Genomic DNA, 26,549 nt, shown 5'->3' on the forward strand with positions numbered 1-26,549 from the left:
ACAAAGTCAGCATAATGGGAACTTGAAATTGTCCTAAATAAGAAACTGGGTCCATTTTTCACCAAAACGCATGATTATTATCAGTTAAACTCTACAAATATGTGACAATTTCCCACAAAGGATATAACAATGTTAAAGATAGCAATGCTCAGCACTGGGGAAGAGGTCCTTCACGGCGATATTGTTGACACCAATGCTGCCTGGTTGTCGCAACGCTTTTTTGAACATGGCTATAGCATGACCAAACGTTCAACCGTCGGTGATGAAATGGCGGCGTTAATTGAAGAATTATTAATGCTCAGTTTTAACTGTGACATTGTGGTAGTGAACGGTGGACTAGGTCCAACATCAGATGATTTGAGTGCTCAAGCGGCAGCGCTCGCGCTAGACACTGAACTTGTGCTGTTTCCACAGTGGTTAGAGACATTAGAGGAATTTTTTGCTGCCCGCGGCATTACCATGCCAGAAAGTAATCGCAAGCAAGCAATGTTGCCTAAAGGCTCAATATTGCTAGATAATCCTGTCGGAACGGCATGTGGCTTTAAGCTCACGCTTAACGACTGCGATTTTTATTTTACTCCTGGCGTTCCCAGTGAGTTTAAACTCATGATTGATCAACAAGTGCTGCCTGACATTAAAGCAAGTCACCCTCAAGTGACAGGACAAGATTGCAGCAAGCTTTATACTTTCGGTACGTCAGAATCAGCACTCTCTGACAAACTCGACAAGATCAAACTGCCACCAGGTTATACGCTTGGTTATCGCTCCTACTTACCTTATATCGAAGTAAAGTTGTTCGGTCCCAAAGAGGACTTGGATAATCGCGTCAAACTACTACAAATCATCTTTAAACTTATCGAAGAGCATGTAGTGAGCGTCGATGAGTCGATGCAGAAACATGTTGCTTACTTGATCCAAGAGAAAAAAATGTCTATTTCGACCGCAGAACAATCTACGTTTGGTGCGCTTTCTCAGTGGATCCAGTCAAATGCTTTGGCGGCAGAATTTTGTGGTCATGGTTGGGTCTTAGGTGAGCGAATTGCGGTTGGAGAACAAGCGGATGACAAGCTAGCGGCAGCGTTGGCGTTGGTTGGTGCGACTAAGGACAAATGCGGTACCGATGTAGCGATTGTGACGGGGAAGGTTACCGATAATGCGTTCTGCGTTACGCTTGCTGCGCCAGAAGGTGAATGGGGACAAACACTAACCTTGAAGCGAAATTACTCCCGTGATGAGCAAGCATTGGTGATAACCACTGTCGCCGCCGATATGTTGCGCCGTTATTTGAGTAAGAAACCGATGTTTGTCGGTTACAGCTCATTATCGAGAGTCAAAGAGATGTTCGTGCCTCGTAGCGTAATTAGTGAATAAAAATTCAGCTAGGGCAGTGCGCTAAGTTTGTCAAACACTAACCGTTTTGCGTTCTGTAATAAGTGAATGAAAGCTCTTCTTATTACTCATCGAGCGAGATAATTAATTTTTATTCGAATTTCATATAATAGCTAACTGAATGATTTTTCATAGAAGACGTTTTTGTCTTAGATTTGCAACGTGCATTCGTCAGAATAACCTTTAAAATGACAATTCGGTTGCCAATTGCACAAGGAGGTTAGCATGTTAAATCAGTCCAAGATTTTGGTTTGGTATCAAGTGGCTAGCCAAAAAGTTATTTTGGGTGAAGCGCTGAATAATCAGCACCAAGACTTGATTTCGAGATGGTTGCAGGCGCCAGAGGAGCCTCTCGCTACCGATTGCCTAGGGTACCGTCTTTCTTTATATGATGATGATGGCAGAGAGATTGGTGGTAAGTCAGTATCAATGCTGACAGCAGATGAATTTTTATCCGGTGTTCGAGTGCAGATATAAAAAAGGCCAGCGTTTCTGCTGGCCTTTTTTGAATGATTATGCACGTCTTTCTTTGAGCGTATATTTGACATCTTTGACTTCAATGTCAGATTTTGCACGGCAAATGCACGGCAAAATCTCTTTTTCTTGAGTGTAAGCCATCGCAAAACCAACGTACTCAACTTCTCCAGAAATCAAGGTGCAGCGACAAGCACCACAATGCCCATCGCGACAATTGTATTCTGGCTCCAGCTCTGCCCGCTCTAGAGTTTCTAGAATGGTATTAGACGGGTGGGACTGAATCGTTGTAATTCCGTTAATTTTGATACTGGGCATTACAGTTCGAAATCCTTAAAATCATCGGCGCGAACATCACTGTCGATCTGGCCGACAAGATAAGATGAGATCTCTGCTTCTTGTGGTGCAACTTGGACGTTGTCTGATGATAACCACGCGTTAATCCAAGGAATTGGGTTAGACGTCGCTTCTGGGTAAGCCGTACCTAGGCCAACCGCTTGCATACGAATGTTAGTGATGTATTCAACATACTGGCTAAGAATATCTTTGTTAAGGCCAATCATAGAGCCATCTTTGAATAGGTATTCTGCCCACTCTTTTTCTTGCTCAGCAGCGGCTTTAAACAGATCGAAACACTCTTGCTTACACTCTTCTGCAATCTGAATGAAAGCAAAGTCATCTTGTCCATTACGCAACAAGTTAATCATATGTTGCGTGCCAGTGAGGTGCAGCGCTTCATCGCGAGCGATAAGCTTGATTATTTTAGCATTGCCTTCCATCAATTCACGTTCAGCAAAAGCGAATGAACAAGCAAAACTCACATAGAAACGAATGGCTTCAAGTGCGTTGACTGACATCAGACACAGGTAAAGCTTCTTCTTAAGCCCATGCAGTGAAACCGTTACATCTTCACCGTTGATTTGGTGAGTGCCTTCACCATAGCGGTGGTAGTCGTTGGTCAGCTGAATAAGCTCATCGTAATAGCGAGAGATATCGTCAGCACGCTTTAGGATATGCTCGTTCTCAACAATGTCGTCAAACACCACACCCGGATCATTAACAATGTTACGGATAATGTGAGTGTATGAACGCGAGTGAATCGTTTCTGAGAACGACCAAGTTTCAATCCAAGTCTCGACTTCAGGCAATGAAACCAATGGCAACAGTGCAACGTTAGGGCTACGGCCTTGGATTGAATCCAACAACGTCTGGTATTTTAAGTTCGAGATGAAAATATGCTTTTCATGATCTGGAAGCTTGTTGTAGTCGATGCGATCACTTGAAACGTCGACTTCTTCTGGGCGCCAGAAGAACGAAAGTTGCTTTTCGATCAACTTTTCAAAGATTTCAAATTTTTGTTGGTCGTAACGTGCCACGTTAACGGATTGACCTAAGAACATTGGTTCTTTTAATTGGTCATTTTTATTTCGATTAAAAGTACTGTAAGCCATGATGCCTCAATTCCTTTTATGCCCCTTAATCATAAGGGGCGAATAATTTGTTAAACCTGATAACTGTATAAGGCTATCGATTAGATCTTACAACCGCCGCCTGCACAATCGTCATCTTGTGGTTGTACTGCGTCTTTTTGGTCATCGCTCGCACCATCACGTGTGTTGTGGTAGTAGAGTGTTTTGACACCAAATTTGTACGCAGTCAGCAGATCTTGAAGCAATTTCTTCATTGGAACTTTGCCACTCTCAAAACGAGTTGGGTCATAGTTCGTGTTGGCAGAAATGGCTTGGTCAACGAATTTTTGCATAATGCCGACAAGATGCAAGTAGCCCTCATTTGAACCAATGTTCCACAGCAGCTCATAGTTATTCTTGTATTCAGTGAATTCAGGAACCACTTGCTTAAGAATGCCATCTTTAGATGCTTTAACTGAAACGTAACCACGTGGTGGTTCGATACCGTTGGTCGCATTTGAAATCTGAGAAGAAGTCTCAGATGGCATAAGCGCCGTTAAGGTAGAGTTACGTAAGCCATGAGTCATTATTTCTTGACGTAAGTTTTCCCAGTCATAGTGCAGCGGCTCATCACACACTAAATCGATATCTTTCTTGTAGGTATCGATAGGCAATAGACCTTTTGCGTAGTTGGTTTCGTCGAACAAAGGACATTTACCTTGTTCTTTAGCCAAGCCAACAGACGCTTTCAACAAGTAGTACTGCATTGCTTCAAATGTACGGTGAGTCAAACCGTTGGCACTACCATCCGAGTACTTAACACCATTTTTCGCTAAGTAGTAGGCGTAGTTAATCACACCGACACCAAGAGTACGACGGTTCATACTTGACTTATAAGCGGCCGGAAGTGGGTAGTCTTGGTAATCAAGTAGGGCATCTAGTGCACGTACAACCAGATCAGCCAACTCTTCAAAATCATCCAGTGACTTAATGGAACCTAAGTTAAACGCTGACAGAGTACATAGCGCGATTTCACCTGAGTCATCTTCAACGTTCGTCAGTGGCTTAGTTGGTAATGCAATCTCAAGACATAGGTTTGACTGGCGAATAGGCGCAACTTCAGAGTCAAATGGGCTGTGCGTATTACAGTGGTCAACGTTCTGAATATAGATACGACCCGTTGAAGCACGCTCTTGCATTAAGATTGAAAACATCTCAACGGCTTTTACGGTCTCTTTCTTGATAGAAGGATCGTTTTCGTACTTAACATATAGGCGTTCAAATTCATCTTGGTTTTCGAAGAATGCGTCATACAGACCTGGAACATCCGAAGGTGAGAACAGTGTGATATTACCGCCTTCAACCAAACGTTGGTACATCAGACGGTTCAGCTGTACGCCGTAGTCCATATGACGGACGCGGTTCTCTTCAACGCCACGGTTGTTCTTGAGCACCATTAATGCCTGAGACTCACCATGCCACATTGGGTAGAAAACGGTTGCAGCACCACCACGAACACCACCCTGAGAACAACACTTAACGGCAGTTTGGAAGTACTTGTAGAAAGGAATACAACCAGTATGGAATGCTTCACCGCCACGGATTTCTGATCCTAGGGCGCGGATGCGTCCAGCGTTAATACCGATACCAGCACGCTGAGACACGTAACGAACAATCGAGCTCGCTGTCGCATTGATCGAATCTAGGCTGTCACCACATTCAATCAGTACACAAGAGCTGAACTGACGAGTAGGAGTACGCACACCAGACATGATCGGCGTTGGTAGCGAGATCTTGAAAGTAGATGTCGCATCGTAGAAACGCTTGATGTAGTCAAGACGAGTCTCTTTTGGATACTTCGCAAACAAACAAGCGGCAACTAAGATATAAAGGAACTGAGCACTTTCATAAATTTCACCGCTGACACGGTTTTGGACAAAGTACTTACCTTCTAGCTGTTTAACGGCCGCGTAAGAAAAATCGAGATCGCGTCTGTGGTCGATATACGAATCCAACTCATCCAGTTCCGCCTTACTGTAGTCTTCGACAATATGCTTGTCGTACTTGCCCTTATCAATAAGGCGAGTAACGTGATCATACAGCTTTGGTGGCTCATATTGACCATAAGCTTTTTTGCGCAAATGGAAAACCGCTAAGCGTGCTGCAAGATATTGGTAATCTGGCGTTTCTTCCGAGATAAGATCGGCGGCTGATTTGATGATAGTTTCGTGAATATCAGAGGTCGTAATGCCATCATAGAACTGAATGTGAGCGCGTAGTTCTACTTGTGATACAGAGACGTTGTCTAGGCCTTCGGCAGCCCATGTAATCACGCGATGGATCTTGTCGAGATCGATACTTTCTTTGCGTCCGTTACGCTTAGTAACGGTAAGTTGTTGGTTCATTCTGCTTCATTTCCCTAACAAAACTGATTAAAGCCGATTTTATGTGTAATTCTTGTAAAAATCGTTCCGGCTTTGTGATCAAAGTCTATCTATATATTGTAGTACAAACACAACATATAGGGGTGCACTGCGGTGCGGATTACAAGATAGTGCTATCTCGGGTAGTTTTCAAGTTACAGATCTTGGATGACTTGTGGATAACTAACAAAATTAAAAAAAACAGTAAGTGACTACTAACCGATGAGAATAGTGCTGGCAAGATTGCATAAAATTACCGTTTTAGAATCGGTTTATAACTAACCATAAACAAAAAAAAATACCTTGATCTTTAGATAAATTTGAGACCGTTTTTTAGGTTGTTTAAATTGGAATCAAATCGACAAAAATCGGTTAAAAAAGCACTAAAAAAGGCGGTGAGCTTGTGCTACCGCCTGAATCGTCATCACTTAGAGTAATGAGTGATGGTTGGTTAAAATTTCTGGGTATGGACGATGTAATTTACGTCGACGTTGTGGCCGAGCTTGTAGCTATCGGTGAGCGGGTTGTAATGCAGCCCAGTGATGCCTGTTTCGGTTAAATCGGTTTGATCGACCATTTTAATTAGTTCAGCAGGGCGAATGAACTTGTCATGGTCATGGGTGCCTTCTGGAACGATCTTTAATAGCTTCTCTGCGCCGACAATAGCGAACAGGTATGACTTTATGTTTCGATTTAAGGTCGAGAAAAACACATGGCCACCAGGTTTTACCAACGCTGCACAAGAGCGAACGACCGAAAGTGGGTCAGGAACGTGCTCAAGCATCTCCATACAAGTTACTACGTCGTAGGTACCCGCATTGTGCTGCGCGTGATCTTCGATCGTACTCTGAATGTAAGTCAGTGTTGTGCCTGTTTCTAGTGCATGAAGGCGAGCAACTTCGAGAGGCTCTTTACCCATATCTAAACCTGTCACCTTGGCGCCTTCTTTCGCCATGCTTTCAGCAAGGATACCGCCGCCACAACCTACATCAAGTACTGTTTTGCCAAACAGACCATTACAATTGTCGAGCACATAGTTCAAACGCAGAGGGTTAATTTGATGTAGAGGTTTAAATTCACCCTCTAAATCCCACCAGCGAGAGGCCATATCCTCGAATTTTTTAATTTCATTTGGGTCGACGTTTTGTGATTGGGTCATAACAACTCTGCTAATAAACTGCTTTCCTTAAGATAGGCATTATACCTGACTCGATAAATGAGGCCACTTTTATCCAAATGTGGATAAAATGTAGCCACTTATCAGCAGCATATAGTCCAAATGTGCATTTTGTCGGCGTTTGATTCACAACCAATCTCACAACCTTGTAAAAGGAGAGGGAAAGTGATGCCGAACAAATGAATTCTATGTTATATTTTTGCACCTTAAGCGTATTGTACATACGATCTATAGAATAGAGGGATAATGGCTCTATGAGCGATCTAGCGAAAGAGATCACGCCCGTAAACATTGAAGATGAGCTGAAAAGTTCGTACTTAGACTATGCGATGTCAGTTATCGTTGGTCGAGCTCTTCCAGATGTGCGTGATGGCCTAAAGCCAGTGCATCGCCGCGTATTATTTGCGATGAATGTGCTAGGTAATGATTGGAACAAACCATATAAAAAATCTGCCCGTGTTGTTGGCGATGTAATCGGTAAATATCACCCACATGGTGATAGCGCAGTGTACGACACTATCGTACGTATGGCTCAACCGTTTTCACTTCGTTACATGCTAGTCGACGGTCAAGGTAACTTCGGTTCGATCGATGGTGACTCAGCGGCGGCAATGCGTTATACCGAAGTTCGTATGGCGAAAATCGCCCACGAGCTTTTAGCTGATTTAGACAAAGATACTGTTGATTATGTACCTAACTATGATGGTACAGAACAAATTCCAGCAGTTCTGCCAACAAAAATTCCTAACCTATTGGTCAACGGTTCTTCTGGTATCGCAGTAGGTATGGCAACCAACATCCCACCTCATAACTTAACTGAAGTTATCGATGGTTGCCTTGCATATATCAATAATGAAGAGATCACTATTGATGAGCTAATGGACTATATACCTGGTCCAGATTTCCCGACCGCAGCGCTAATCAGTGGCCGTAAAGGCATCATTGACGCTTATAAAACAGGTCGCGGTAAAGTCTACATGCGTTCGAAAGCGGATATCGAAGTAGAAAAGAATGGTAGAGAAACTATCATTGTCAGCGAGATCCCTTATCAGGTAAACAAAGCTCGCTTGATTGAGAAAATCGCTGAGCTTGTAAAAGATAAGAAAGTTGAAGGTATCAGTGCACTGCGCGATGAGTCAGACAAAGATGGCATGCGTATTGTTATTGAGTGTAAGCGTGATGCAGTTGGCGAAGTGGTACTAAACAACCTGTACGCCAATACTCAGCTCCAAACGACTTTCGGCATCAACATGGTGGCATTGAACAATGGTCAGCCACAACTTTTCAATCTAAAAGACATGTTGAAGTGTTTCGTTGACCACCGTCGTGAAGTGGTGACTCGACGCACTATTTTCGAATTGAAGAAAGCACGTGACCGTGCTCATATCTTAGAAGCTTTAGCTCTCGCTCTCGCGAATATCGATGACATTATCGAATTAATTCGCAGCGCATCAACTCCAGCGGAAGCCAAAGCTGGCCTAATCGCCCGTGGTTGGGATCTCGGTAATGTTGCTGAAATGCTGGAACGCGCAGGTACTGATGCTGCCCGTCCAGATTGGTTGGAAGACCAATACGGCATTCGTGACGGACAGTACTTCTTAACCGAACAGCAAGCACAAGCGATTCTTGATCTTCGTCTACATAAGCTAACAGGCTTAGAACATGGCAAGATTCTCGATGAATACAAAGCACTGCTTGATGAAATTGCAGAGCTAATGTACATCTTGGCAAACACCGAGCGTTTGATGGAAGTGATCCGTGAAGAGCTTGAGCTAGTGCGTGAGAACTATGGTGATGTTCGCCGTACAGAGATCACAGCCGCTAGTCATGATATCGACATGGAAGAGCTGATTGCACGTGAAGATGTGGTAGTGACTCTATCGCATGGTGGCTATGTTAAATATCAAGTACTGAGCGACTACGAGTCACAACGTCGTGGTGGTAAAGGTAAGAGCGCAACTAAGATGAAGGACGAAGACCATATTGAGCGTCTTCTAGTGGCGAATACCCACGATAACATCCTATGTTTCTCTACTCGTGGTAAGACCTACCGTCTGAAAGTGTACCAACTACCATTTGCTAGCCGTACCGCGCGTGGTAAGCCGATTGTTAATATTCTTCCACTTGAGGATGGCGAGCGTATCACGGCGATCCTGCGTGTTGATGAGTTCTCAGAAGATAAATTTATCTTTATGGCAACGGGTGATGGTACGGTGAAGAAAACGCCGCTCAACCAGTTTGCCAACGTACGTTCAAACGGTTTGATTGCGGTTAACTTACGTGATGATGATTCACTGATTGGTGTGGATATCACCAATGGTGAAAACGAAATTATGCTGTTCTCTAAGGCGGGTAAAGTGGTTCGCTTTAAAGAGGCAGAAGAGACACCTGTACTTGATGAAAATGGCAATCCAGTTCTTGATGAGAACGGTCAACCAGAAGTGAAGTTTAAAGGGGTTCGCCCAATGGGTCGTACTGCCTCTGGTGTCCGTGGTATGAAGTTGGCTAATGATGATCAAGTCGTATCACTGATTGTTCCATCGAATGATGGTGATATTCTTACCGTGACAGAAAACGGCTACGGTAAACGTACGACGCTTAATGAGTACCCTACCAAAGGTCGTGGTACTCAGGGTGTTGTATCGATCAAAGTTTCCGAGCGAAATGGTCCGGTTGTTGGTGCGGTTCAAGTCGTAGAAGGCGACGAGATGATGATGATCACCGACGCCGGTACTCTGGTACGCACACGTGTCGCTGAAGTTAGTCAAGTTGGCCGTAATACTCAAGGGGTGACCTTGATCCGTACTGCTGAAGATGAATCTGTGGTCGGTTTGCAACGTATTGAAGAAATTGATGAAGCTGAACTGTTGCAAGATGAAGACAATGCAAGTGCTGAAGAGGCAAGCGTTGACACATCGGCAGAGGCTCCAAGCGATAGCGATGATACTCAAGAGTAATTAAATTTCGTTACTTTGTTCGAACAAATGCCAGACTTTATGTCTGGCATTTTTTTTGTTTTTACTCGCATTATATCTACAAAAACATGCACTTTGGCGTACATCATATACAGTTATAGGAGTGTCTGTTTAGGTTCAAAGCTTAACCAAAGCGATAATATCTAGCGTGGATGTCGAGAACAAGCTCGAAACTAAGAGGGGTAGTCAGTGACAGCTGAACAAATGAATAAGTTTGCTCGGTCAGTACTTATCGCCTTCTTTTTTATATCTGTTTACCTGATCTCGGACACTCTAATCTCTGAGCATAAAATGCTACGTTGGATATATCTGTTGTTTCCGATCGCGCTTATTGTGTGTTTCTTTAGTGCTAACCGAAAAGTGAGAGCCTATTTATCTACGTTGTCACTCCTTATTCTGTTTATCGGTGGACTCTTCGAACCGCTAAATTTTGATGTAATTGAAGAGAGCTTTATCCTGCTGCCTCTTTGTTATGTTTTCTTGTTTCCAGGTGCGTTATGGCCGATTGCGGTTGCGATTGGGTTAGTCATAACTTATTGGGTCAACCTACCGGCTGAGAAATTTGGTGAATTTGTCGAAGATGCAATCGAGTTGGTTTTCATCGCGTCATTTGCGACTGTGATGACTTATTATTATCAAAAGTCACAACGCCAGTCTCTGCGTTACAAAAAAGCCAGTTTGACAGACCACCTCACCAACTTACCCAATCGTAAATCCTTCTTTAATACCACCGCTGATTTACTGGCCGATGAGCAGAACGATCATGCGGTAATACAGTTAGGGTTGGATAACCTCAAGGCAGTGAATGACAATCTAGGTTACGGCTATGGCGATGAATTACTCAAACAGTTTTCGACCCATGTACAAAGCATTGTAGGAGAATTTGGCACAGTATTTAGACTTGGCGGAGATGAATTGGTCGTGTTGGTCTCATTTGCTACAGGAGATAGACAGCCGTTGCAGCAGGTCATCGATAGGCTCGTTCAGCACTATGATACTGTCTGCCAAGTTTTTAATACTTCGCATAGTTTACTTTTTAGCGGGGGAGTAGCGTTACTCAGTGATGCACATAACAATATTAATGTTTGGGGCAAGAATGTTGATGCCGCGGTGGCCCGCGCCAAGAGCAGCGATAATGAAATAATACGCTGGTATGACGAAGAGCTGATGAATGACACTATTCGTGATCATCAGATTGAAGTTGAATTAAAAGGCGCAATTGATAAACAACAACTGAAGTTGGTCTATCAACCTAAAGTCGACACTCGAAGCAATTCGATCGTTGGGGCCGAAGCTCTGCTGCGTTGGCATCATCCTGATCTAGGTATTGTCTCTCCTTTAGACTTTATTTCCGTTGCTGAAAAAACAGCGCAGATTATTCCCATTGGGCGCTGGGTACTTGATCAGGCCATTCAGCAAGCAAAAGAGTGGCAAGAGATAGGCAAGCCAATCTGTGTTTCTGTCAATGTTTCCAGTGTTCAATTTACCCATGATGACATTTATCCTTTCATCGAAGGTTTGTTGGTTAAACATGAACTTGCCCCTCAACAGCTTCAAATAGAAATTACTGAAACGGCGATGATGGATAAACACACTCGGGTAGCGAAAACTTGTGACAAATTGCAACGATTAGGCGTCAGTATTGCGATTGATGACTTTGGTGTCGCGTATTCATCACTCAATTACCTTAAACGGTTACCTATTGATGTGATAAAAATCGACAAGTCTTTTATTGATCACTGTGTTACAGAGAGAACGGATCATATGATAGTCCGCACTATTATTCAGATCGGGCACAACTTAAATAAGGGTGTCATTGCTGAAGGAGTCGAAAATACAAAGCAGTGCGAGTTGTTAAAAAGTGAGCAGTGTTATCTGATCCAAGGCTATGTGTATTCTAGACCAGTCTATTGTCGCGAGTTTACCCACTTGCTCCTTTCTCAAAGTTGATGGCTCATTTCGTGATTGAAAAAAAAGGCCGCAACTGCGGCCACATAACAGGAAGTAATGGATAACGCCAAGAGACAGAGGTTACGGTCTGTTGAACGTTTAATACTCAGTGTAGTCGATTAACACTGTTTAGCGATTTTTATGCATTAATTTATCAATAATAGGGATAATTAGTCGCATATTTGTCGATTTTTGGTTCGCTGTATATTCCGTTTTTGTCTTTAATTTTAGTTGTAAATGTTGTAATTGTTGCCTAGGTGTTTACTAATTCGCTGTTATCTTTGATTTCTGCGTTTTATTTGACTAAAAATGAATTCATCAATTGATCGGTGGCAATGAAGTGCCAATTAGTTGCTAAAGTATGAGATGTGGCTCACATTCGATCTGCCTATTGATGCCAAATCAGCGTAAAATCCCCTCTTCGAAAAACGGTATCTCCGGAAATGAAAATGGATAATAAACTCGGATTAAGCTCTTTAACCGCCATCGTGATTGGCTCGATGATCGGTGCGGGGGTATTTAGCTTACCGCAAAATATGGCATCCGTGGCAAGCCCAGCCGCCGTCATGATTGGTTGGACGATCACAGGGGTAGGGATGATCTTCCTTGCGCTTTCATTTCAAAAACTTGCATTTCATCGACCTCACGTTGATAGCGGTGTTTTTGGGTATGCCAAAGAAGGTTTTGGCGACTTTGTCGGCTTTTGTTCTGCGTGGGGTTATTGGTTGAGTGCGATGTTAGCCAATGTCTCTTACTTAGTGATTGTATTTAGTACCTTAGGAATGTTATTCGATACGCCTGACAATGTAATATTTGGTCAAGGCAATACGCTAGTTTCGGTCGTTGGTGCATCGTGCTTATTGTGGCTAGTGCATGCTTTAGTATTACGCGGTGTACAAACGGCGGCGTTAATTAATATGGTCACCACTTACGCAAAGTTAGTTCCTCTAATTATTTTTATTATTTGTGCAATGCTTGCCTTTAGTTGGAATACCTTCACCTTTGATTTTACCGGTGTTCATTTTGGTGAAGAGTACGATCTGCTCGAGCAGGTGAAAAGTACTATGCTTATCACCGTCTGGGTATTTATTGGTATCGAAGGGGCAGTCGTTGTCTCAAGCCGAGCTAGAAATCGAAAAGATATTGGTCGAGCGACAATTTTGGGGCTGCTCACGGCACTGGCGATTTATATCTTCGTGACTTTGTTGTCTATGGGGGTTGTTAAGCCAGTGGAATTAGCCACATATCAAAATCCATCGATGGCCAAAGTATTAACGTTGATTCTCGGCCCTTGGGGGCAATACATTATCAGTGTTGGGCTGCTGATTTCAGTATGTGGTGCGTTTCTCAGTTGGACAGTTCTGGCATCCGAAGCGCCGTACTTGTGTGCTAAAGAGAAAATGTTCCCGAAGAAATATGCGCAGTTAAACAAGGCTGGTAGCCCAGTGAAACCACTAACCTTAACCAATATATGGATACAGGTTTCGCTGATTTTTGTCATGTTCGCTGGCAGTACTTATGATACTTTGTTGATCATCGCTTCAGAAATGATTTTAGTGCCTTACTTCCTTGTTGGGGCATTTGTATTGAAAATCGCCATCACTGAGAAAAACAGAGGTAGCTTGCTGTTGGTTGGACTTGGTGCGAGCGTATATGGTTTATGGCTACTGTATGCTTCTGGTCTTAACTACCTGCTGCTATCAGCATTGCTCTACTTGCCAGGTCTCTATTTCTACATTCAAGCTAAACGAGAGCAAGGTATCCATCCATTTAAAGGAAGAGAAAGGCTTGGCGCTGGTGTATTGGGTTTCACCGCAATGTTGGCGGTTGGCATGATATGGAGCGGTAGTCTGAACTTAGCATTGTAAATAAAAGCCCCAGTAAATATTTGCTGGGGCTTTTTTCTAGTCCAAATCTGGACGTTACCTCTCACTAGTTTGCCCATCTACACCACGTTGATATTCATCATCATTCACTTTTTATATGGCATGTTTTCTCTTCGTGAGCAAAAGCTTGCTTGAGTGAGGTAGAAAACTGCTTGATTACACTCTGAGCTTCACTTTAAGGTGCTGATATATAATAGTATTAAGTTGGTATTAAGTTTGCTTCTATTGTGCCTCGATAGTTTCTATCAACGGTTAAAGACAAAAGGAAGCCCCGATGCCAACGCTCAACTTCAATATCCGAATCGATGGATTAGCACCAGATACATTAAGGGTGATTGAATATTCTGGATGGGACACTTTTTCACGCCAATCTTTACCTGTTGAGCATGCATGTAATGGTTACCGCTATGAGTTTCAACTTGCGAGTCGTCAGCACACCATTACGCCTCAACAAGTGGTTGATAAAAACGTTCAGTTTGAAGTGGTTCGTGATGGTGTTGTTGTGCAGCGGCTGCATGGTGTAGTGCGTAACTTTGGTAAAGGTGACACAGGTCATCGTCATACTTTCTACACCCTCAGTGTTGTTCCAGCAATTGAACGTCTGTCATTACGCCATAATTCCCGTCTTTTCCAGTACAAAACTGTCCCTGAAATTGTTTCTATCTTGCTGCAAGAGATGAACATCAATGACTATGCGTTTGTGCTAAAAAACGATCATTCGCAAAGAGAGTTTTGTGTTCAATATCGAGAGTCTGATTTAGATTTTGCCCATCGTTTGCTCGCAGAAGAGGGGATTATTTATCATATTGTGCATGACAGTGATAAACATACCGTGGTGTTCAGTGACGCCAATGACAGTTTGGTGAAACTTGGCCAGCCGGTACCGTACAACAACCTAAGTGGTGGCGGAGTTGTAGGCGCGCCTTATATCAACACTTTTGCAACCCATCATACAGCGCAAGTCAGCCATGCCGAGATTCAAGATTACAGTTTTAAGAAACCGGCTTATTCATTCGCACAGAGCGTTCAGGGTACAGAAATGGCGTATCAAATTGAAAATCGCTACGAGCACTTTGATGCGCCAGGCCGGTTTAAATGCGATGACGCAGGCAAGACCATCACCCAAGCACGGCTTGATTATCTAAGGCGAGACGCTCGCTTAGCGACAGGAATAAGCAATCAACCATCACTTTCAGCAGGAGTGAAGTTTGAACTTCAAGAGCACAGTGATACTAGCTTGAATCGAGAATGGGTAGTGGTAGCGACGCAACATGTTGGCAAACAACCGCAAGCGCTAGAAGAAGAGGGGGGCAGCGGGGCAACCACCTATCACAACGAATTTAAACTTGTTCCTAGTGATGTTATTTGGCAAGCAGAGCCTGTCCCGAAACCTCAGGTTGATGGCCCTATGATTGCAACTGTCGTTGGCCCGGAAGGCGAAGAGATATATTGCGATGAATTTGGTCGTGTCAAAGTTCATTTTCATTGGGACAGATACTCAAATGGCGATCAACACAGTTCATGTTGGGTTCGAGTCTCTCAAGGTTGGGCGGGGCATCAATATGGTATGGTCGCGATCCCGCGCGTTGGTCATGAAGTGATCGTCACCTTTCTCAATGGTGACCCAGATCAACCGATTATCACAGGTCGAACTTATCATGCGACCAATGTAACGCCGTACCCTTTACCCGACCATAAAACCAAAACAGTGATTCGCAGCGAGTCTTATCAAGGCGAGGGTTTTAATGAGCTGAGCTTTGAAGATCAATCTGGCCTAGAGCGTGTTTATCTACATGCCCAGAAAGATATTGAAGTTGAAGTGAAGAACGATCACACAACAGAAGTGCATAACGATAAACATCTGACGGTTGAAAATGATCAATTCAGCCTGACAAAGAACAATCGTCACCTAACGATAAATGGTGAACGACGAGAACAAGTCAGCGCCGACAAAACCATCAATATCGGTGAGTCATTACAACAAAAGGTCAAGCGCAAAACGGCGATAGACAGCTCTGATGAAGTTCATCTTAAAGCGGGCAATAAAATTGTTCTTGATGCAGGCAGCGCAATCACAATAAAAGCTGGTGGTAGCTTTGTTACAGTGGATGCTGGAGGCGTACACCTTGTCGGATCAGCGATCAACCTTAACTCCGGCGGCAGCGCAGGTGGTGGTTCTGGTTATGCCGGTGTTGCTGCTGTGTTGCCGAATCAAATGATTGCGGTACCACCTGCACCTAACCCATTACCATTACAACTATCAGCAGCAACCATGTCCACATTGTCTATTGCGAATGTGGCCATAGCAAAAATGTGTCAAAAACAAAGTGATGGGTCATGTCCTCGAGAAGATTGCCCGTGTGAACGAGGTGTCTCATGAGTAAAACCAAGGTCGCTAATTATTGGTTAGTGGTTGATACCATTCGTATTCCTGATGCGATTAATGTTCTTACTCGGAATATGGTCGTTCAGCAGGCGATAGTATTATTTGCGGGTTCAGATTTTGATTACTTGAATGACCAAAGCCCACTAGTCGTCAATTTGGGTAGCGATAAGGCAGTGTTAGATAAATGGTTAACGTTGCCTTATTTTGATTCAAGTTCGGTTATCTTTGAGCTTGATGCGAGCCAAGATGGTTCAGCATTTAATGAGCATTTACAGTCATTACTTCAAGTTAAGATCGACAATAAAGCCTGTTTTTTACGGTTTTATACCAATGCCTTTTGGAATCAGACCGCATCGCAACTTAATGACATCGATATTGTAACCCTTTTGGGTTCAGCTCAAGCTATTCATTGGGTTAATCATGCACATCAACGGCAAACTCTACATCATTCACCTATTAAGCCAGAGCAAAGCCAACCATTTACTCTGACCTCTCCTATCTTTAAGCAGTGGGTATAAACATGTCCAATAATGCCTATACGATTTTAAAAAATGATAGCTTAAGCTTGCTTGCTCAGCGTTTCAATATTCCAATTGATGAGTTGATCAAACTTAACAGCGAACAAATTAAAGATCCTAATCTGATTTATGAAGGTAACGTCTTAAGACTGCCGCCAGATTTAACCAAGCCAATTGAATTTGACGGTTCGCGTATTGAATTGGTTGAGCCGCCAACGGCTTTGAACGGTGGAAATGATACGTGTCAGCCGTCCAAGCAATACGATGATATTTTGTATATTCCTGCTCACCCTAAGACAGGCAAAAAAGCGTGGTATGCACTGACTAAGCAAGCAAAAGAAAAGGTTGAGGAAGAAAGGGCATACATGGCGCAAGCCATTGTCGAGAATGATTCACAAGCCACTATGAAAAATCTCAATAAGTTGGGGTTGATCTCAAAGTTTGCCGCCAAAGTTCACGAACAGTTTATGACTTCAGTCGATGCTGAAAAATATCAGGCCCTGTTGCTTGCTAAGTTAGTGATCAAAAATGAAGCATTCAGAGTAGATGGAACCAATCCGAATGATTATTTGATCACAGTGGCTAGACAGATTGGAGTGCCGCTGGAAGAAACTCGCGAGAAGTTATCTAATCGAGAACAAGCAAAAAACACCCATTTATACTACGGAAAGTTCAGCTCTTTATATCGGCCATCACCCGAAGGCCCTTTGTTTGAAAAAAACATTAATCAACAGTTACGGATACTGGTGATTAAAAAAATTGAAGAAGAGGTCGAAAGACTAGAAAAAGCGGCTGAAAAGGCGGCCAAAAATCATGTTGCAGATGACGGCAGTAAATTTGTTTACGATAAAAAGCTCGAATATTTTACCAGTGCCCATCAAAAAACATTGGCCTTATTGATACAGCAACTGCATCTAAACCGTGATAAATCAGATCAGCAATTGCTGCGCAGCAGTTATCAACACTCTCGGGCTTATTTAAAGCAGTGGCCAACACGGTTACAACAAGCTCTAGAGCAAGGGGCTCGCATGACTTCGCTCGATAGTAAAGAGCAGCAAGCATTTCTTGATAAACAAAAGCAGTTTGTAGCTGCAATGGGCCTAAAAAGCATCAACCACTATGGTTTCGTCATTAAAGAGCAATGTTTAACTATTGACCAATTAGAAGGGGAGTCAGGCGTAGCCTGCGGACCCGAAGCGTTAAAAAAAGTGAAGCATTGGCGAGAATCGGGGGATGCCTTAGACATTATCAATAACAGTCAACTGATCAACGACTTATATGTGGAAACCGCAGGGGACCAATTTGATAATGATAGTGTGGCCGTCGATCTCGATAGAATAGTTAAAGGCCCAGCAGCGTGGTCTTATTTCACAGCAAAAGCATTGATCGCGGTTGTTAATGCCACTGTAATTAAGCATAAAAACGCACTGTCACAAGTTTTGGGTACTAGCAGCTCAACCCCTATTGATGAGTTATTTAGGCGATTGCTTTGGGTTAAAAAAATCGCTCTCGCTCGCTTGAATTATCTAAAATCTTTGGCTCAAAACAAGGCGGCGCAAGGCGCTGGTAGTTTAGAGTTTACGTTGGGCAATGCGGGCCAGATGCCGCCGGCACTTACTTTGTTATGGGATGAAACTACGTTTGAGCCTAAGGAAAAGCATAAGTCGGGCTTTATCAATAAAGCCGGAACCAACGACATTCAAGCGGTGGAATGCTGTTTGCTCTCGGATGGTAAAGTGTTCTACATTCGGGGTCCACACTGGTTAATGCCAGAGAGTAATGGCGATCCACTGTCTATCTTAGCGGCGGGGCACGTTCGAGTCATTACTGAAAAAATCACCTTTAATGCGCCGCAATCAAACGGAAAAAACATTGTGGAAGCAGGGTCTTTGGAGGACGCACTCACAGCGCTCACCAAGCCTGAAAGTAAAGTAGATTTAATGCCATTAAAAGCCAGTGCTGGGTTTGATACTGCCTTTTGGCAAGATAGTTATCATCACCAAGGCGGCATTGGGCCGAATGGTGAAACGTCCGCCTATTCTGTCGATGCTGGTGCGCAGTTGCTGCGTTTATCAACTAAGGCGGAGACCGAACTTAATACCCCTTTAAGCTCCTATCAAACTTTAAGCAAAAAACGGCGTGATATCGGCAGCTCAGGGGCAATATCGGCTCAGTTCACCGCCCTACAAGGTCAGCTCAGTTTTTCATTTTGGCTCCCGCTTGTACCAGAAAATAAAATGGTGAAGGAAGAGCAGGTCGAAAAAGTGAAAGGGTATGGAGTTAACTTAACTTATATCGATAAAAACGGTCATGAACACACATATGAAGCCGGTGATCTGCGGGTTTGTATTGCTGGTTCAGTTTATGGTCTGGCGGCGGCTTCATGTCAATTAAGCGCTAAGGTAGCCATAGGCCCGAGTGATGTGAGTGAGGGTTTTGGTATTAAAGGCAGCACGATAGGGCTTTTAGATGCCAATGTTTATAATGGCTATGCCTTACCCGGAGCGAACCTAGCAAGTGCCAAAGCTGCTGGTTATGCAGGGGAAGCTGCGGTTTCTGTCGATGCGTTTGCTGGAGTGGAAGCGGGAGGCACTTTAGGTGCAACGGTTTACTGGGCACCCCCTGAGGTAAAATATGTTACTCAGAGTAATACACCCAAAGCTGCGAAAAAATTAGGCTCGATTGATGGTAAACTGTCTGGCTCATTTGGTGCCGGTTATCATGCTGAGTTTCGTTTGCTGATCCAAGGTGGGGTTATCATCTTGGTCGCTTCAGCGGGTTTGGTTGTTGGGCCAGGTTGTAGTGGTAAAGTGGCGATTAATCTGGATGCCTACGCCGCCGATGAATTTATTGGTTGCTTACTTGGGGTATTAAAGCAAAGCCATTTTCGCCGTTTAGCGATTTTTGGCGAGGCGGATGCCAACGGGGTCAATGACACGTTCAACGAACTCAATGACCTGATGACTCTAGCGGTAGGCTTAGGTTTGAATTTGGCGCAGGTGCTACTTATGCCGGTGACTGTATTGGCTGGTTATAAGCAACAGGTACTAAGTAAAGAGTATGCGCCGTTTTTAGCAGGACGCATGTTTTCTGATGATCCGTTAATCATAAATCAAACCAAAAAATGGATAACCCAATTACCTCCTGAAACATTAAGTAACTTGTTTATCTCTTTAGTTCAGAAGCAAAGTAGAGGTACTGAACGCTTCACCGCATTAGAAAATAATCTGAAGCAGGCAGAAGCAATTGTGCAAATTATGCAATGGTTAGCGGTGGATAAGAGTGTTGGTGAGGAAGCGAACCAGAGGCAGTGGAAAGAAACTTTGATTGCGATGGGCAAACTTCCCGCAGGCAAAAAAGACCATCAGGTGGAATGGCAAACCTATCAAGCGCAGTGGCTTAATTTGGCTAGGTTTGTGAAAGAATTTGATTTAAGTGAGAATAAGATAACTTCTCGAAATTTTGATGAGGTTAGTGAAAAACTTTGTAAAAACATGGTGCTAACTCGTTATGATGAGTCGTACCAAAGCGGCCTACTAACGGGTATTAAAAAACCAACCGAGTATTTTGCTTACCCGATCGGTCTGGTGCAAAATCCGGTAGTAGGCCAAAAAGCACAAGTGATAAAAGAAACGGGGCTTGCGCCCAATCACTACGATCTCGTACAAACGGATGAAATTATTATCAATTGGAGTATTTATGACGCTTTATCTTAATCGACTTGTCCGTCTTGTCTTACTGCTGAGTGTTATGGTTGGGCTAATTGCTTGCAAGCCTAACCCACAGGATGATATTGCACTTTTTCAGTCATTTATTACCGAAAATATTAATAAAAAATCGGATGATCCTTATATCTCAAGCACCGTAAAGCCGGGAGATAAAATGTATGACATATTGGTTAATATCCAACATGGAGATACAAAGTCAGCCTATGAAAAGTTGATGATTTTAGTTGATAAAAACGATTCTGAAGCCCCTTTTTGGGTGGCAAAAATGATTTACCAAGCGAGTGTTAAGTCTATACCAAGAGCTATTAATCTGTATGAGCTTTCCGCTAATCAAGGGAATCCATATGCGTATTATGAATTGTCACCATTAGGCAAAGGATGCTTGGCGTACTTTGGTAAAAAAACGTGTACGGAAGAAAATTTCAATAAAGCGATCGAGCTTTTTAAAGCCGTCGCTGAGCAAGGCGATCTGCGTGCTCAATATTTTTTACTGAAACAGCAACAGTTAGACCAATCGAAAGAAACTAGGGCTCAGTATATTCAAGAAGTGATTCGATTCTCACAAGCGCATTACTACCAACCCTTGATGGACTACGTAAATACCATTTTAATTTATTCGCCGAGTAAAGGTAAGTCTGAAGCTAAAACACCAGAGCAGTACCAGTTAGCCATCGATTTGTTAACAATTTCCGCCAATAATAATTATATACCTGCCATATATAAATTATCCTCATTGTTAAAGGATACAGCACAGGAAGAGAGTGAGAGATTAATAAATATAGCGTTAAAACTGGGCTCAACAAAGACAGTGGAATATAAATATCTTTATTCTAAAAAAGAATCTGAAGAGAAATACTTCTATAATGCTCTCTATAAAGGCTTGTCAGGACAATATGCTTTTGATGTTCATACTTTGAATGAAGAAGAAAGAGCAAAGGTAAATGAAAAAGTTAAGTTATTCATGAATGATATAACGCCAATGGTATATATCGATGGTTTTACTAGCCGTGATGACTGGGTGGATTGATTACTGACTACACAGCAGTACCTAAACTAACTTCTCAGTGCCCGATGTGTTTACGGGCGTGTGTAAAGCCTAGTATTTTAAGCACTAAGTGCTTCAATCTGGAGCGAAAGGTCAGATTGGTTCATTCATTACGCTGAGTGAACCAAATACCCACACTCAACGCACGTCACTAAAGAAACCAGTGAATTTGTCGATATCAGTCTTAGTATGTTAGATTTATTTGATCAATTATCGGTTCACGCGTAACCGACTATAATTAAGGATAAGCTGTAGCCATGTGTTACGAGGAGTACGACCATGAGCGACATTGAACAGAAGCGTCAATATTACCGGTTGAAATACCCCAAGCGGGCTAGGCCATATGTGCGCTTTGCTGATGAGATGTTTCAAGTGACCGAAGTATCTGAGGGCGGGATACGAATGGTCTTGAATAATTTTACCTCTATGTACAAAGGGTTAACTATGAAAGGCGTACTCAACTTGCATGGTGACCATAGTATTCCCATCGAAGGTGCCGTGCTCCGTTTTGACAACGATGAAGTCGTACTGCAATTGCGTAAAGGGCCGACATTCAAGATTATGGTCGACCAACAGCGCCACATCAGACAAAAGTACCCCTCTTTTTTTGAACGTTTACGCGGGACGGCGGCTTAAGAAAAATTCCACAAAGCCGCACAATTAATCATACTCATCTCTCAAGAGCAGAAACCCGGAAAGGATTTCTGCTTTTTTTACTCTTTTTCAATCTCGTCAACGCGTTATGCTACCTGTATCGAAGATAGATGTAGGAATTCGAGATGTCTGAGTTAGAAAAAATGATGGCAGGCGAACCCTTTGATGGTGCCTCGCACGAAGTTGATCAGATCAGAACACAAGCCGCCAAGACTTTACAGCAACTGAATTTGTGTCTGGAAACAGAGCAAAGACACCAACTACTCACGGCACTGCTTGGGAAAATAGGCAATAGTATGGTCCAGCCACCGTTTCAATGTGAATTTGGCAAAACCATTGAAATAGGTGACAGCACGTTCATCAACATGAATGTCGTGATGTTAGACGGTGCGAAGATCACCATTGGCAACCATGTGTTAATTGGCCCTAGCGTACAGTTCTATACTGCTGGTCACTCTCTGGATTATCGAAGCCGTCGTTTATGGGAAACCTTTTGTTTACCTATCACGGTTGAAAACGATGTTTGGATCGGAGGCAACTCGGTTATCAATCAAGGTGTTACAATTGGTGCACGTTCGGTGATTGCTGCTAATTCGGTCGTCAATAGTGATGTACCCTCAGACTGTTTGTATGGTGGGACGCCAGCCAGGCTCATCCGCCGACTTGATGATAAAACGCCGCTTTAGTAAACCACTTAGTAAACAATCCATACCTGCTCATAGATACGTCAAATCGACTGAAATTGGTCGCCGAATATTCATTCGGCGACAGAGTAATGACGTCAAAAAATAAACATAATAACAATAAGTTATCTTGACCCAATCGTCCTATATTATTGCGTGCATATTCAGCTATTTGATTATAAAATTCGCGCCCTGTCTGTTCCTATTATCAATAAGAAACTCTATGAAACTCACTCTTAAGCAAAAACTCATCGGCTCAAGCCTGTTGGCTGTGGTGTTGATGGCAAGCGCGTTGACTTGGCTGTCTGCTGATCAGCTAAAAAAACAAACTCAAAATGGCGTTCACGCACGAGCAGAAAGCCTAGCGAATGCAGCTTCTGCAGGTATCTCAGATTGGATCTCGATTCGTGAAGATATTGCCTCTGCATTTAATGACTACAGCCAAGAAGTGAACGTTGTTCCTTTTTTGCAGCAAGCACGCAATGCTGGTGGTTTTGACGATATATTTCTTGGTACACCAGAGGGCGGTATGTACCGTTCTCATCCGGAGCGTAACCGTGCCGACTACGATCCTCGTGTGCGTCCTTGGTATATAGATGCGAACAACGCAGGTAAGCAAATTATTACCACGGCGTATAAAGATGCAATCACTAACGCGTTGTTGGTCACCATTGCCGAGCCTATTCGTAGTAATGGTAAATTTGTTGGTGTCGTTGGTGCAGATGTACTGATTGACCAACTCGTCAACGATGTTATCAATCTTGATGCGGGCAAAAATGCTTACGCAATGCTAATTGATACTCAAGATGGTACTTTCCTTGCACACCCTGATAATGCGTTATCGCTTAAGCCGGTCACAACGTTATCGAAGCAGTTTACGCTTCGCGCGATCGAAGATGCGGCTAACTCGGGCAAAATTGAACAGATTGAACGTAAAGGCCAGCAGAAGTTGTACTTCTTCCGTCAAGTCGAAAATACGCCATGGATTTTTGCCATTGAAATGGATCGTGCAACAGAGGAAGCGGCGCAAAGTGAATTGCTGACCAGCCTGATTGTTACGGCCATCATCATTACGTTGATTGTCATTGCCCTTGTTTCTTGGTTGGTCAGCTTCTTATTCCGCGATTTAGGCCGCGTCTCGAAAGCTCTTGAAGAAATTGCTTCAGGTGAAGGCGATCTTACGCAACGCCTTGAACCGCGCAGTGATGATGAGGTGGGCCAACTTGCAACTAACTTCAACACCTTCGTTGGCAACATGCACACCATGGTATCTAAACTAAGCCTCGTTTCTGCCTCACTTTCTGAACAATCAAAGCAGACCGCTCAGCAAGCTGAAGAGCGTAGCTCGCGTATTCGTTTGCAACAAGACGAAATCAATATGGTCGCAACGGCGATTAATGAGATGGCGGCGGCGACGCAAGAAATTGCTGGTAATGCCGACAATACCGCACAAAACTCAACGGAAGCGGTAACGGCGTGTGTGCACGGTGGCGAGCAAGTGGTTCGAACTCAGGGTTCAATTAAGAACTTGGCAACAGAAGTGCAGGTAGCGACAGACGTCATCCAAGAACTAGAAACACATGGACACAGTATTAGTACGATTTTAGGTACCATCCAAGATATCGCTGAGCAAACCAACCTTTTAGCATTAAATGCTGCGATTGAAGCGGCACGTGCTGGTGAGCAAGGTCGTGGTTTTGCCGTGGTGGCTGATGAAGTTCGTGTACTTAGCCAACGTACACACGCTTCGACCAAAGAAATTCAGCAGATGATTGAAACGCTCCAGTCGACCACAGGCAAGGCGGTCGGCATTATGGATGATAGTCGTCAACTGGCAGATACCAGTGTGTCGGATGCTGATTCTGCGGCAGTGAGTTTGACTCAAATTCAAACAGCGGTTGAGCGTATTAGCGATATGGCTACGCAGATTGCTTCGGCGGCTGAAGAGCAAGCATCTGTGACCTCTGAGATCACTCGCAATACGGTGGGTATCCGTGACGTATCGAATGAACTTGCTGATGAAGCGCACGATGCTGCCGCTCAGGCCGCTCAACTATCCGAATTGTCACATGAATTAGAGCAAGAGATTCAACGCTTCAAATTGTAATCTGTTTAACTTTAGTGCTTGTCTAGGCCTCGCTTTCAGTGAGGCCTTTTTATTACCATCAATATCTTAATCGCAAATCATGTCCAAATCGTAACTAGTTTCCAAATTGGAAATATTAGTAGGATGTAATTTCAATCGTGGACATGATGTGGCTGATATAAAATCCATAAAAATTTTAGGGAATTATAGCCATGTCCGATTTATATCAAGCGTTCCAGTCGCGTATTACGTCTATTGTTAACGATCCTCACCTTGGTGTGAAACAGAAAAATCAGTTTTTAGCGCTAGAGGCTGAGGCAAGTTTGCCGTATCTGACTGTTTCACAGCAGGTTAAGAATGCTATGGAGAAAGGCATTCTATGCGATATGTTTGAAGGCCATGCGCCCTTTAAGCCGCGCTATGTATTGCCTGATTATGCCAAGTTTCTCGATCAAGGCTCTGACTATCTTGAATTAGAACCAGCGCAAGACTTTGACGATGCACTTAACCTGCTGACCATTCTCTATCACCATGTACCGTCTGTGACTAATATACCAGTTTACCTTGGACAACTAGACGATGTGTTACTTGCTTATGTTGGCGACCTATCAGAGCAGCAGGTATATCAAAAGCTAAAGCGTTTTTGGATCATGCTTGATCGAACCCTGCCGGATGCGTTTATGCATGTCAATATTGGCCCAAGTGACAATATTATTTGTCGAATGATTTTGCGTATTGATGCTGAGCTTAAGCAAATTGCGCCAAACCTAACGTTTATGTATGACCCAGAGATAACGCCAGATGATCTGCTACGTCAAGCGACCGACAATATATGCGAATGCAGCAAACCCCATATTGCCAACTATCCTATGCATGCCGCCGCTTATGGTGAAAAGCGCTTCGGAATTGTCAGTTGTTATAACTCCTTACCATTGGCTGGAGGTTCAAACACGTTAGTGCGGATGAACCTTAAGCAGATCGCGCAGTTAGCTGAGAACCCGGCACACTTCCTCACGCAATTATTGCCGATGTACAGTGAGCTTATGATTGAGTTGATTGATGCGCGCTCAACCTATCTCCATGAAAAATCGAATTTCTTTCAAGGATTTCTGACCACTGAGGGGCTGATTGAAGAAGCACGCTTTGCACCAATGTTTGGAATTTATGGTATGGCTGAAGCGGTAAATCTTTTGATTGAAAAAGAAGGACGATCGGGACGCTATGGTCATGACCAACAAGCGAACCAATTGGCACATACAATATCATCTAAACTGGCTGAGTTAGTTGATAGTTTGCCAGTGAAATATGGCCTCAATGGTAAGGCGTTGCTGCATGCGCAAGGTGGGATAAGCCTTGATCAAGATGTCACACCAGGTGTGCGTATCCCATATGGAAACGAACCAGATCCGGTTAGCTACGTTCAGGCAACAGCTCAACATCACCAGTACTATACCTCAGGTATCAGTGACATCTTAACCATTGATGAAACGGTGAAATCGAATCGCGAAGCCATGTACAATCTGTGCAAAGGGGCGCTGAATATGGGCTATAGAGAGTTCACCGCTAATGTCGATTCCAATGACTTGGTAAGAGTTACGGGCTACATGGTTAAACTGTCTGATATTGAGAAGTTTGCCAAACAGGGCTCACGTAACAACACCACCTTTCTCGGCACCGAAGCGGCCAAAAATACAGCGATTCTCGATAGAAAACCGCGTGTTGCTAGCTTAGAGAGCACGCCAGTTTATACGACGTCGTGAGCAAGA

Annotated in this window: 17 protein-coding genes; 13 read left to right on the forward strand and 4 right to left on the reverse strand. The window is 43.5% G+C overall.

Going from position 1 to position 26,549, the window contains the following annotated elements:
- The first annotated feature begins 129 nt into the window (after positions 1-129).
- Positions 130-1,371: a CinA family nicotinamide mononucleotide deamidase-related protein gene (locus tag BS19_RS08380; protein ID WP_038174609.1), complete on the forward strand. Its 1,242-nt coding sequence runs from the start codon at positions 130-132 to the stop codon at positions 1,369-1,371.
- A gap of 243 nt (positions 1,372-1,614) precedes the next feature.
- Positions 1,615-1,866: a hypothetical protein gene (locus BS19_RS08385; RefSeq protein WP_038174611.1), complete on the forward strand. Its 252-nt coding sequence runs from the start codon at positions 1,615-1,617 to the stop codon at positions 1,864-1,866.
- Between the two features lie 36 nt (positions 1,867-1,902).
- On the opposite strand, the gene yfaE is transcribed toward BS19_RS08385, so the two are convergent.
- The 4 genes from yfaE to ubiG form a co-directional block, all read right to left on the reverse strand.
- A complete protein-coding gene (yfaE, locus tag BS19_RS08390; protein WP_038174613.1) occupies positions 1,903-2,181 on the reverse strand; it encodes a class I ribonucleotide reductase maintenance protein YfaE in 279 nt (92 codons plus the stop codon).
- Positions 2,181-3,314, reverse strand: a complete 1,134-nt coding sequence (gene nrdB / locus BS19_RS08395) for a class Ia ribonucleoside-diphosphate reductase subunit beta (protein WP_038174614.1) — start codon at positions 3,312-3,314, stop codon at positions 2,181-2,183. The genes yfaE and nrdB overlap by 1 nt, the downstream gene beginning before the upstream one ends.
- 80 nt (positions 3,315-3,394) lie before the next feature.
- On the reverse strand, positions 3,395-5,677 hold the full coding sequence (nrdA, locus tag BS19_RS08400) for a class 1a ribonucleoside-diphosphate reductase subunit alpha (RefSeq protein ID WP_038174615.1): 2,283 nt from the start codon (positions 5,675-5,677) through the stop codon (positions 3,395-3,397).
- 469 nt (positions 5,678-6,146) lie between these two features.
- Positions 6,147-6,854, reverse strand: a complete 708-nt coding sequence (ubiG, locus tag BS19_RS08405) for a bifunctional 2-polyprenyl-6-hydroxyphenol methylase/3-demethylubiquinol 3-O-methyltransferase UbiG (protein WP_038174616.1) — start codon at positions 6,852-6,854, stop codon at positions 6,147-6,149.
- A gap of 272 nt (positions 6,855-7,126) precedes the next feature.
- Between ubiG and gyrA the strand changes: the two genes are divergently transcribed.
- The 11 genes from gyrA (at position 7,127) to BS19_RS08460 (ending at position 26,543) form a co-directional block, all read left to right on the forward strand.
- Entirely contained in the window at positions 7,127-9,829 is a 2,703-nt protein-coding gene (gene gyrA, locus BS19_RS08410) for a DNA topoisomerase (ATP-hydrolyzing) subunit A (protein WP_038174617.1), read from the forward strand.
- Positions 9,830-10,036: 207 nt separating this feature from the next.
- Positions 10,037-11,797 (forward strand): putative bifunctional diguanylate cyclase/phosphodiesterase, encoded by a 1,761-nt coding sequence (locus BS19_RS08415; protein ID WP_051686515.1) that lies wholly within the window; start codon positions 10,037-10,039, stop codon positions 11,795-11,797.
- A gap of 449 nt (positions 11,798-12,246) precedes the next feature.
- Positions 12,247-13,665, forward strand: a complete 1,419-nt coding sequence (locus BS19_RS08420; protein WP_038174618.1) for a basic amino acid/polyamine antiporter — start codon at positions 12,247-12,249, stop codon at positions 13,663-13,665.
- Positions 13,666-13,957: 292 nt separating this feature from the next.
- Positions 13,958-16,063, forward strand: coding sequence for a type VI secretion system Vgr family protein (locus BS19_RS08425; RefSeq protein WP_038174619.1), 2,106 nt, complete (start codon positions 13,958-13,960; stop codon positions 16,061-16,063).
- Positions 16,060-16,587, forward strand: a complete 528-nt coding sequence (locus tag BS19_RS08430; RefSeq protein ID WP_038174620.1) for a DUF4123 domain-containing protein — start codon at positions 16,060-16,062, stop codon at positions 16,585-16,587. The genes BS19_RS08425 and BS19_RS08430 overlap by 4 nt, the downstream gene beginning before the upstream one ends.
- 2 nt (positions 16,588-16,589) lie before the next feature.
- Positions 16,590-20,303 carry a LysM peptidoglycan-binding domain-containing protein gene (locus BS19_RS08435; RefSeq protein WP_038174621.1) on the forward strand — a complete coding sequence of 1,238 codons (3,714 nt, stop codon included), beginning with the start codon at positions 16,590-16,592 and terminating at the stop codon, positions 20,301-20,303.
- Positions 20,287-21,342, forward strand: a complete 1,056-nt coding sequence (locus tag BS19_RS08440; RefSeq protein ID WP_038174623.1) for a tetratricopeptide repeat protein — start codon at positions 20,287-20,289, stop codon at positions 21,340-21,342. The genes BS19_RS08435 and BS19_RS08440 overlap by 17 nt, the downstream gene beginning before the upstream one ends.
- A 297-nt stretch (positions 21,343-21,639) precedes the next feature.
- Entirely contained in the window at positions 21,640-21,996 is a 357-nt protein-coding gene (locus tag BS19_RS08445; RefSeq protein ID WP_038174624.1) for a PilZ domain-containing protein, read from the forward strand.
- A 143-nt stretch (positions 21,997-22,139) separates the two neighbouring features.
- Complete coding sequence (locus tag BS19_RS08450) at positions 22,140-22,700, forward strand: sugar O-acetyltransferase (RefSeq protein WP_038174625.1); 561 nt, start codon at positions 22,140-22,142, stop codon at positions 22,698-22,700.
- A 220-nt stretch (positions 22,701-22,920) separates the two neighbouring features.
- A complete protein-coding gene (locus BS19_RS08455) occupies positions 22,921-24,804 on the forward strand; it encodes a methyl-accepting chemotaxis protein (protein ID WP_038174627.1) in 1,884 nt (627 codons plus the stop codon).
- A gap of 191 nt (positions 24,805-24,995) precedes the next feature.
- Positions 24,996-26,543 (forward strand): YjjI family glycine radical enzyme, encoded by a 1,548-nt coding sequence (locus BS19_RS08460; RefSeq protein ID WP_038174629.1) that lies wholly within the window; start codon positions 24,996-24,998, stop codon positions 26,541-26,543.
- Positions 26,544-26,549: the final 6 nt, after the last annotated feature.

It is taken from the genome of Vibrio pacinii DSM 19139, from assembly GCF_000711795.1.
Lineage (GTDB): Bacteria > Pseudomonadota > Gammaproteobacteria > Enterobacterales > Vibrionaceae > Vibrio > Vibrio pacinii.

Excerpts from the sequence above, each read along its gene's own strand:
- BS19_RS08380 (WP_038174609.1), top strand. The coding sequence starts at position 130 with ATGTTAAAGATAGCAATGCTCAGCACTGGGGAAGAGGTCCTTCACGGC.
- BS19_RS08385 (WP_038174611.1), top strand. The coding sequence starts at position 1,615 with ATGTTAAATCAGTCCAAGATTTTGGTTTGGTATCAAGTGGCTAGCCAA.
- yfaE (WP_038174613.1), bottom strand. The coding sequence starts at position 2,181 with ATGCCCAGTATCAAAATTAACGGAATTACAACGATTCAGTCCCACCCG.
- nrdB (WP_038174614.1), bottom strand. The coding sequence starts at position 3,314 with ATGGCTTACAGTACTTTTAATCGAAATAAAAATGACCAATTAAAAGAA.
- nrdA (WP_038174615.1), bottom strand. The coding sequence starts at position 5,677 with ATGAACCAACAACTTACCGTTACTAAGCGTAACGGACGCAAAGAAAGT.
- ubiG (WP_038174616.1), bottom strand. The coding sequence starts at position 6,854 with ATGACCCAATCACAAAACGTCGACCCAAATGAAATTAAAAAATTCGAG.
- gyrA (WP_038174617.1), top strand. The coding sequence starts at position 7,127 with ATGAGCGATCTAGCGAAAGAGATCACGCCCGTAAACATTGAAGATGAG.
- BS19_RS08420 (WP_038174618.1), top strand. The coding sequence starts at position 12,247 with ATGGATAATAAACTCGGATTAAGCTCTTTAACCGCCATCGTGATTGGC.
- BS19_RS08425 (WP_038174619.1), top strand. The coding sequence starts at position 13,958 with ATGCCAACGCTCAACTTCAATATCCGAATCGATGGATTAGCACCAGAT.
- BS19_RS08430 (WP_038174620.1), top strand. The coding sequence starts at position 16,060 with ATGAGTAAAACCAAGGTCGCTAATTATTGGTTAGTGGTTGATACCATT.
- BS19_RS08435 (WP_038174621.1), top strand. The coding sequence starts at position 16,590 with ATGTCCAATAATGCCTATACGATTTTAAAAAATGATAGCTTAAGCTTG.
- BS19_RS08440 (WP_038174623.1), top strand. The coding sequence starts at position 20,287 with ATGACGCTTTATCTTAATCGACTTGTCCGTCTTGTCTTACTGCTGAGT.
- BS19_RS08445 (WP_038174624.1), top strand. The coding sequence starts at position 21,640 with ATGAGCGACATTGAACAGAAGCGTCAATATTACCGGTTGAAATACCCC.
- BS19_RS08450 (WP_038174625.1), top strand. The coding sequence starts at position 22,140 with ATGTCTGAGTTAGAAAAAATGATGGCAGGCGAACCCTTTGATGGTGCC.
- BS19_RS08455 (WP_038174627.1), top strand. The coding sequence starts at position 22,921 with ATGAAACTCACTCTTAAGCAAAAACTCATCGGCTCAAGCCTGTTGGCT.
- BS19_RS08460 (WP_038174629.1), top strand. The coding sequence starts at position 24,996 with ATGTCCGATTTATATCAAGCGTTCCAGTCGCGTATTACGTCTATTGTT.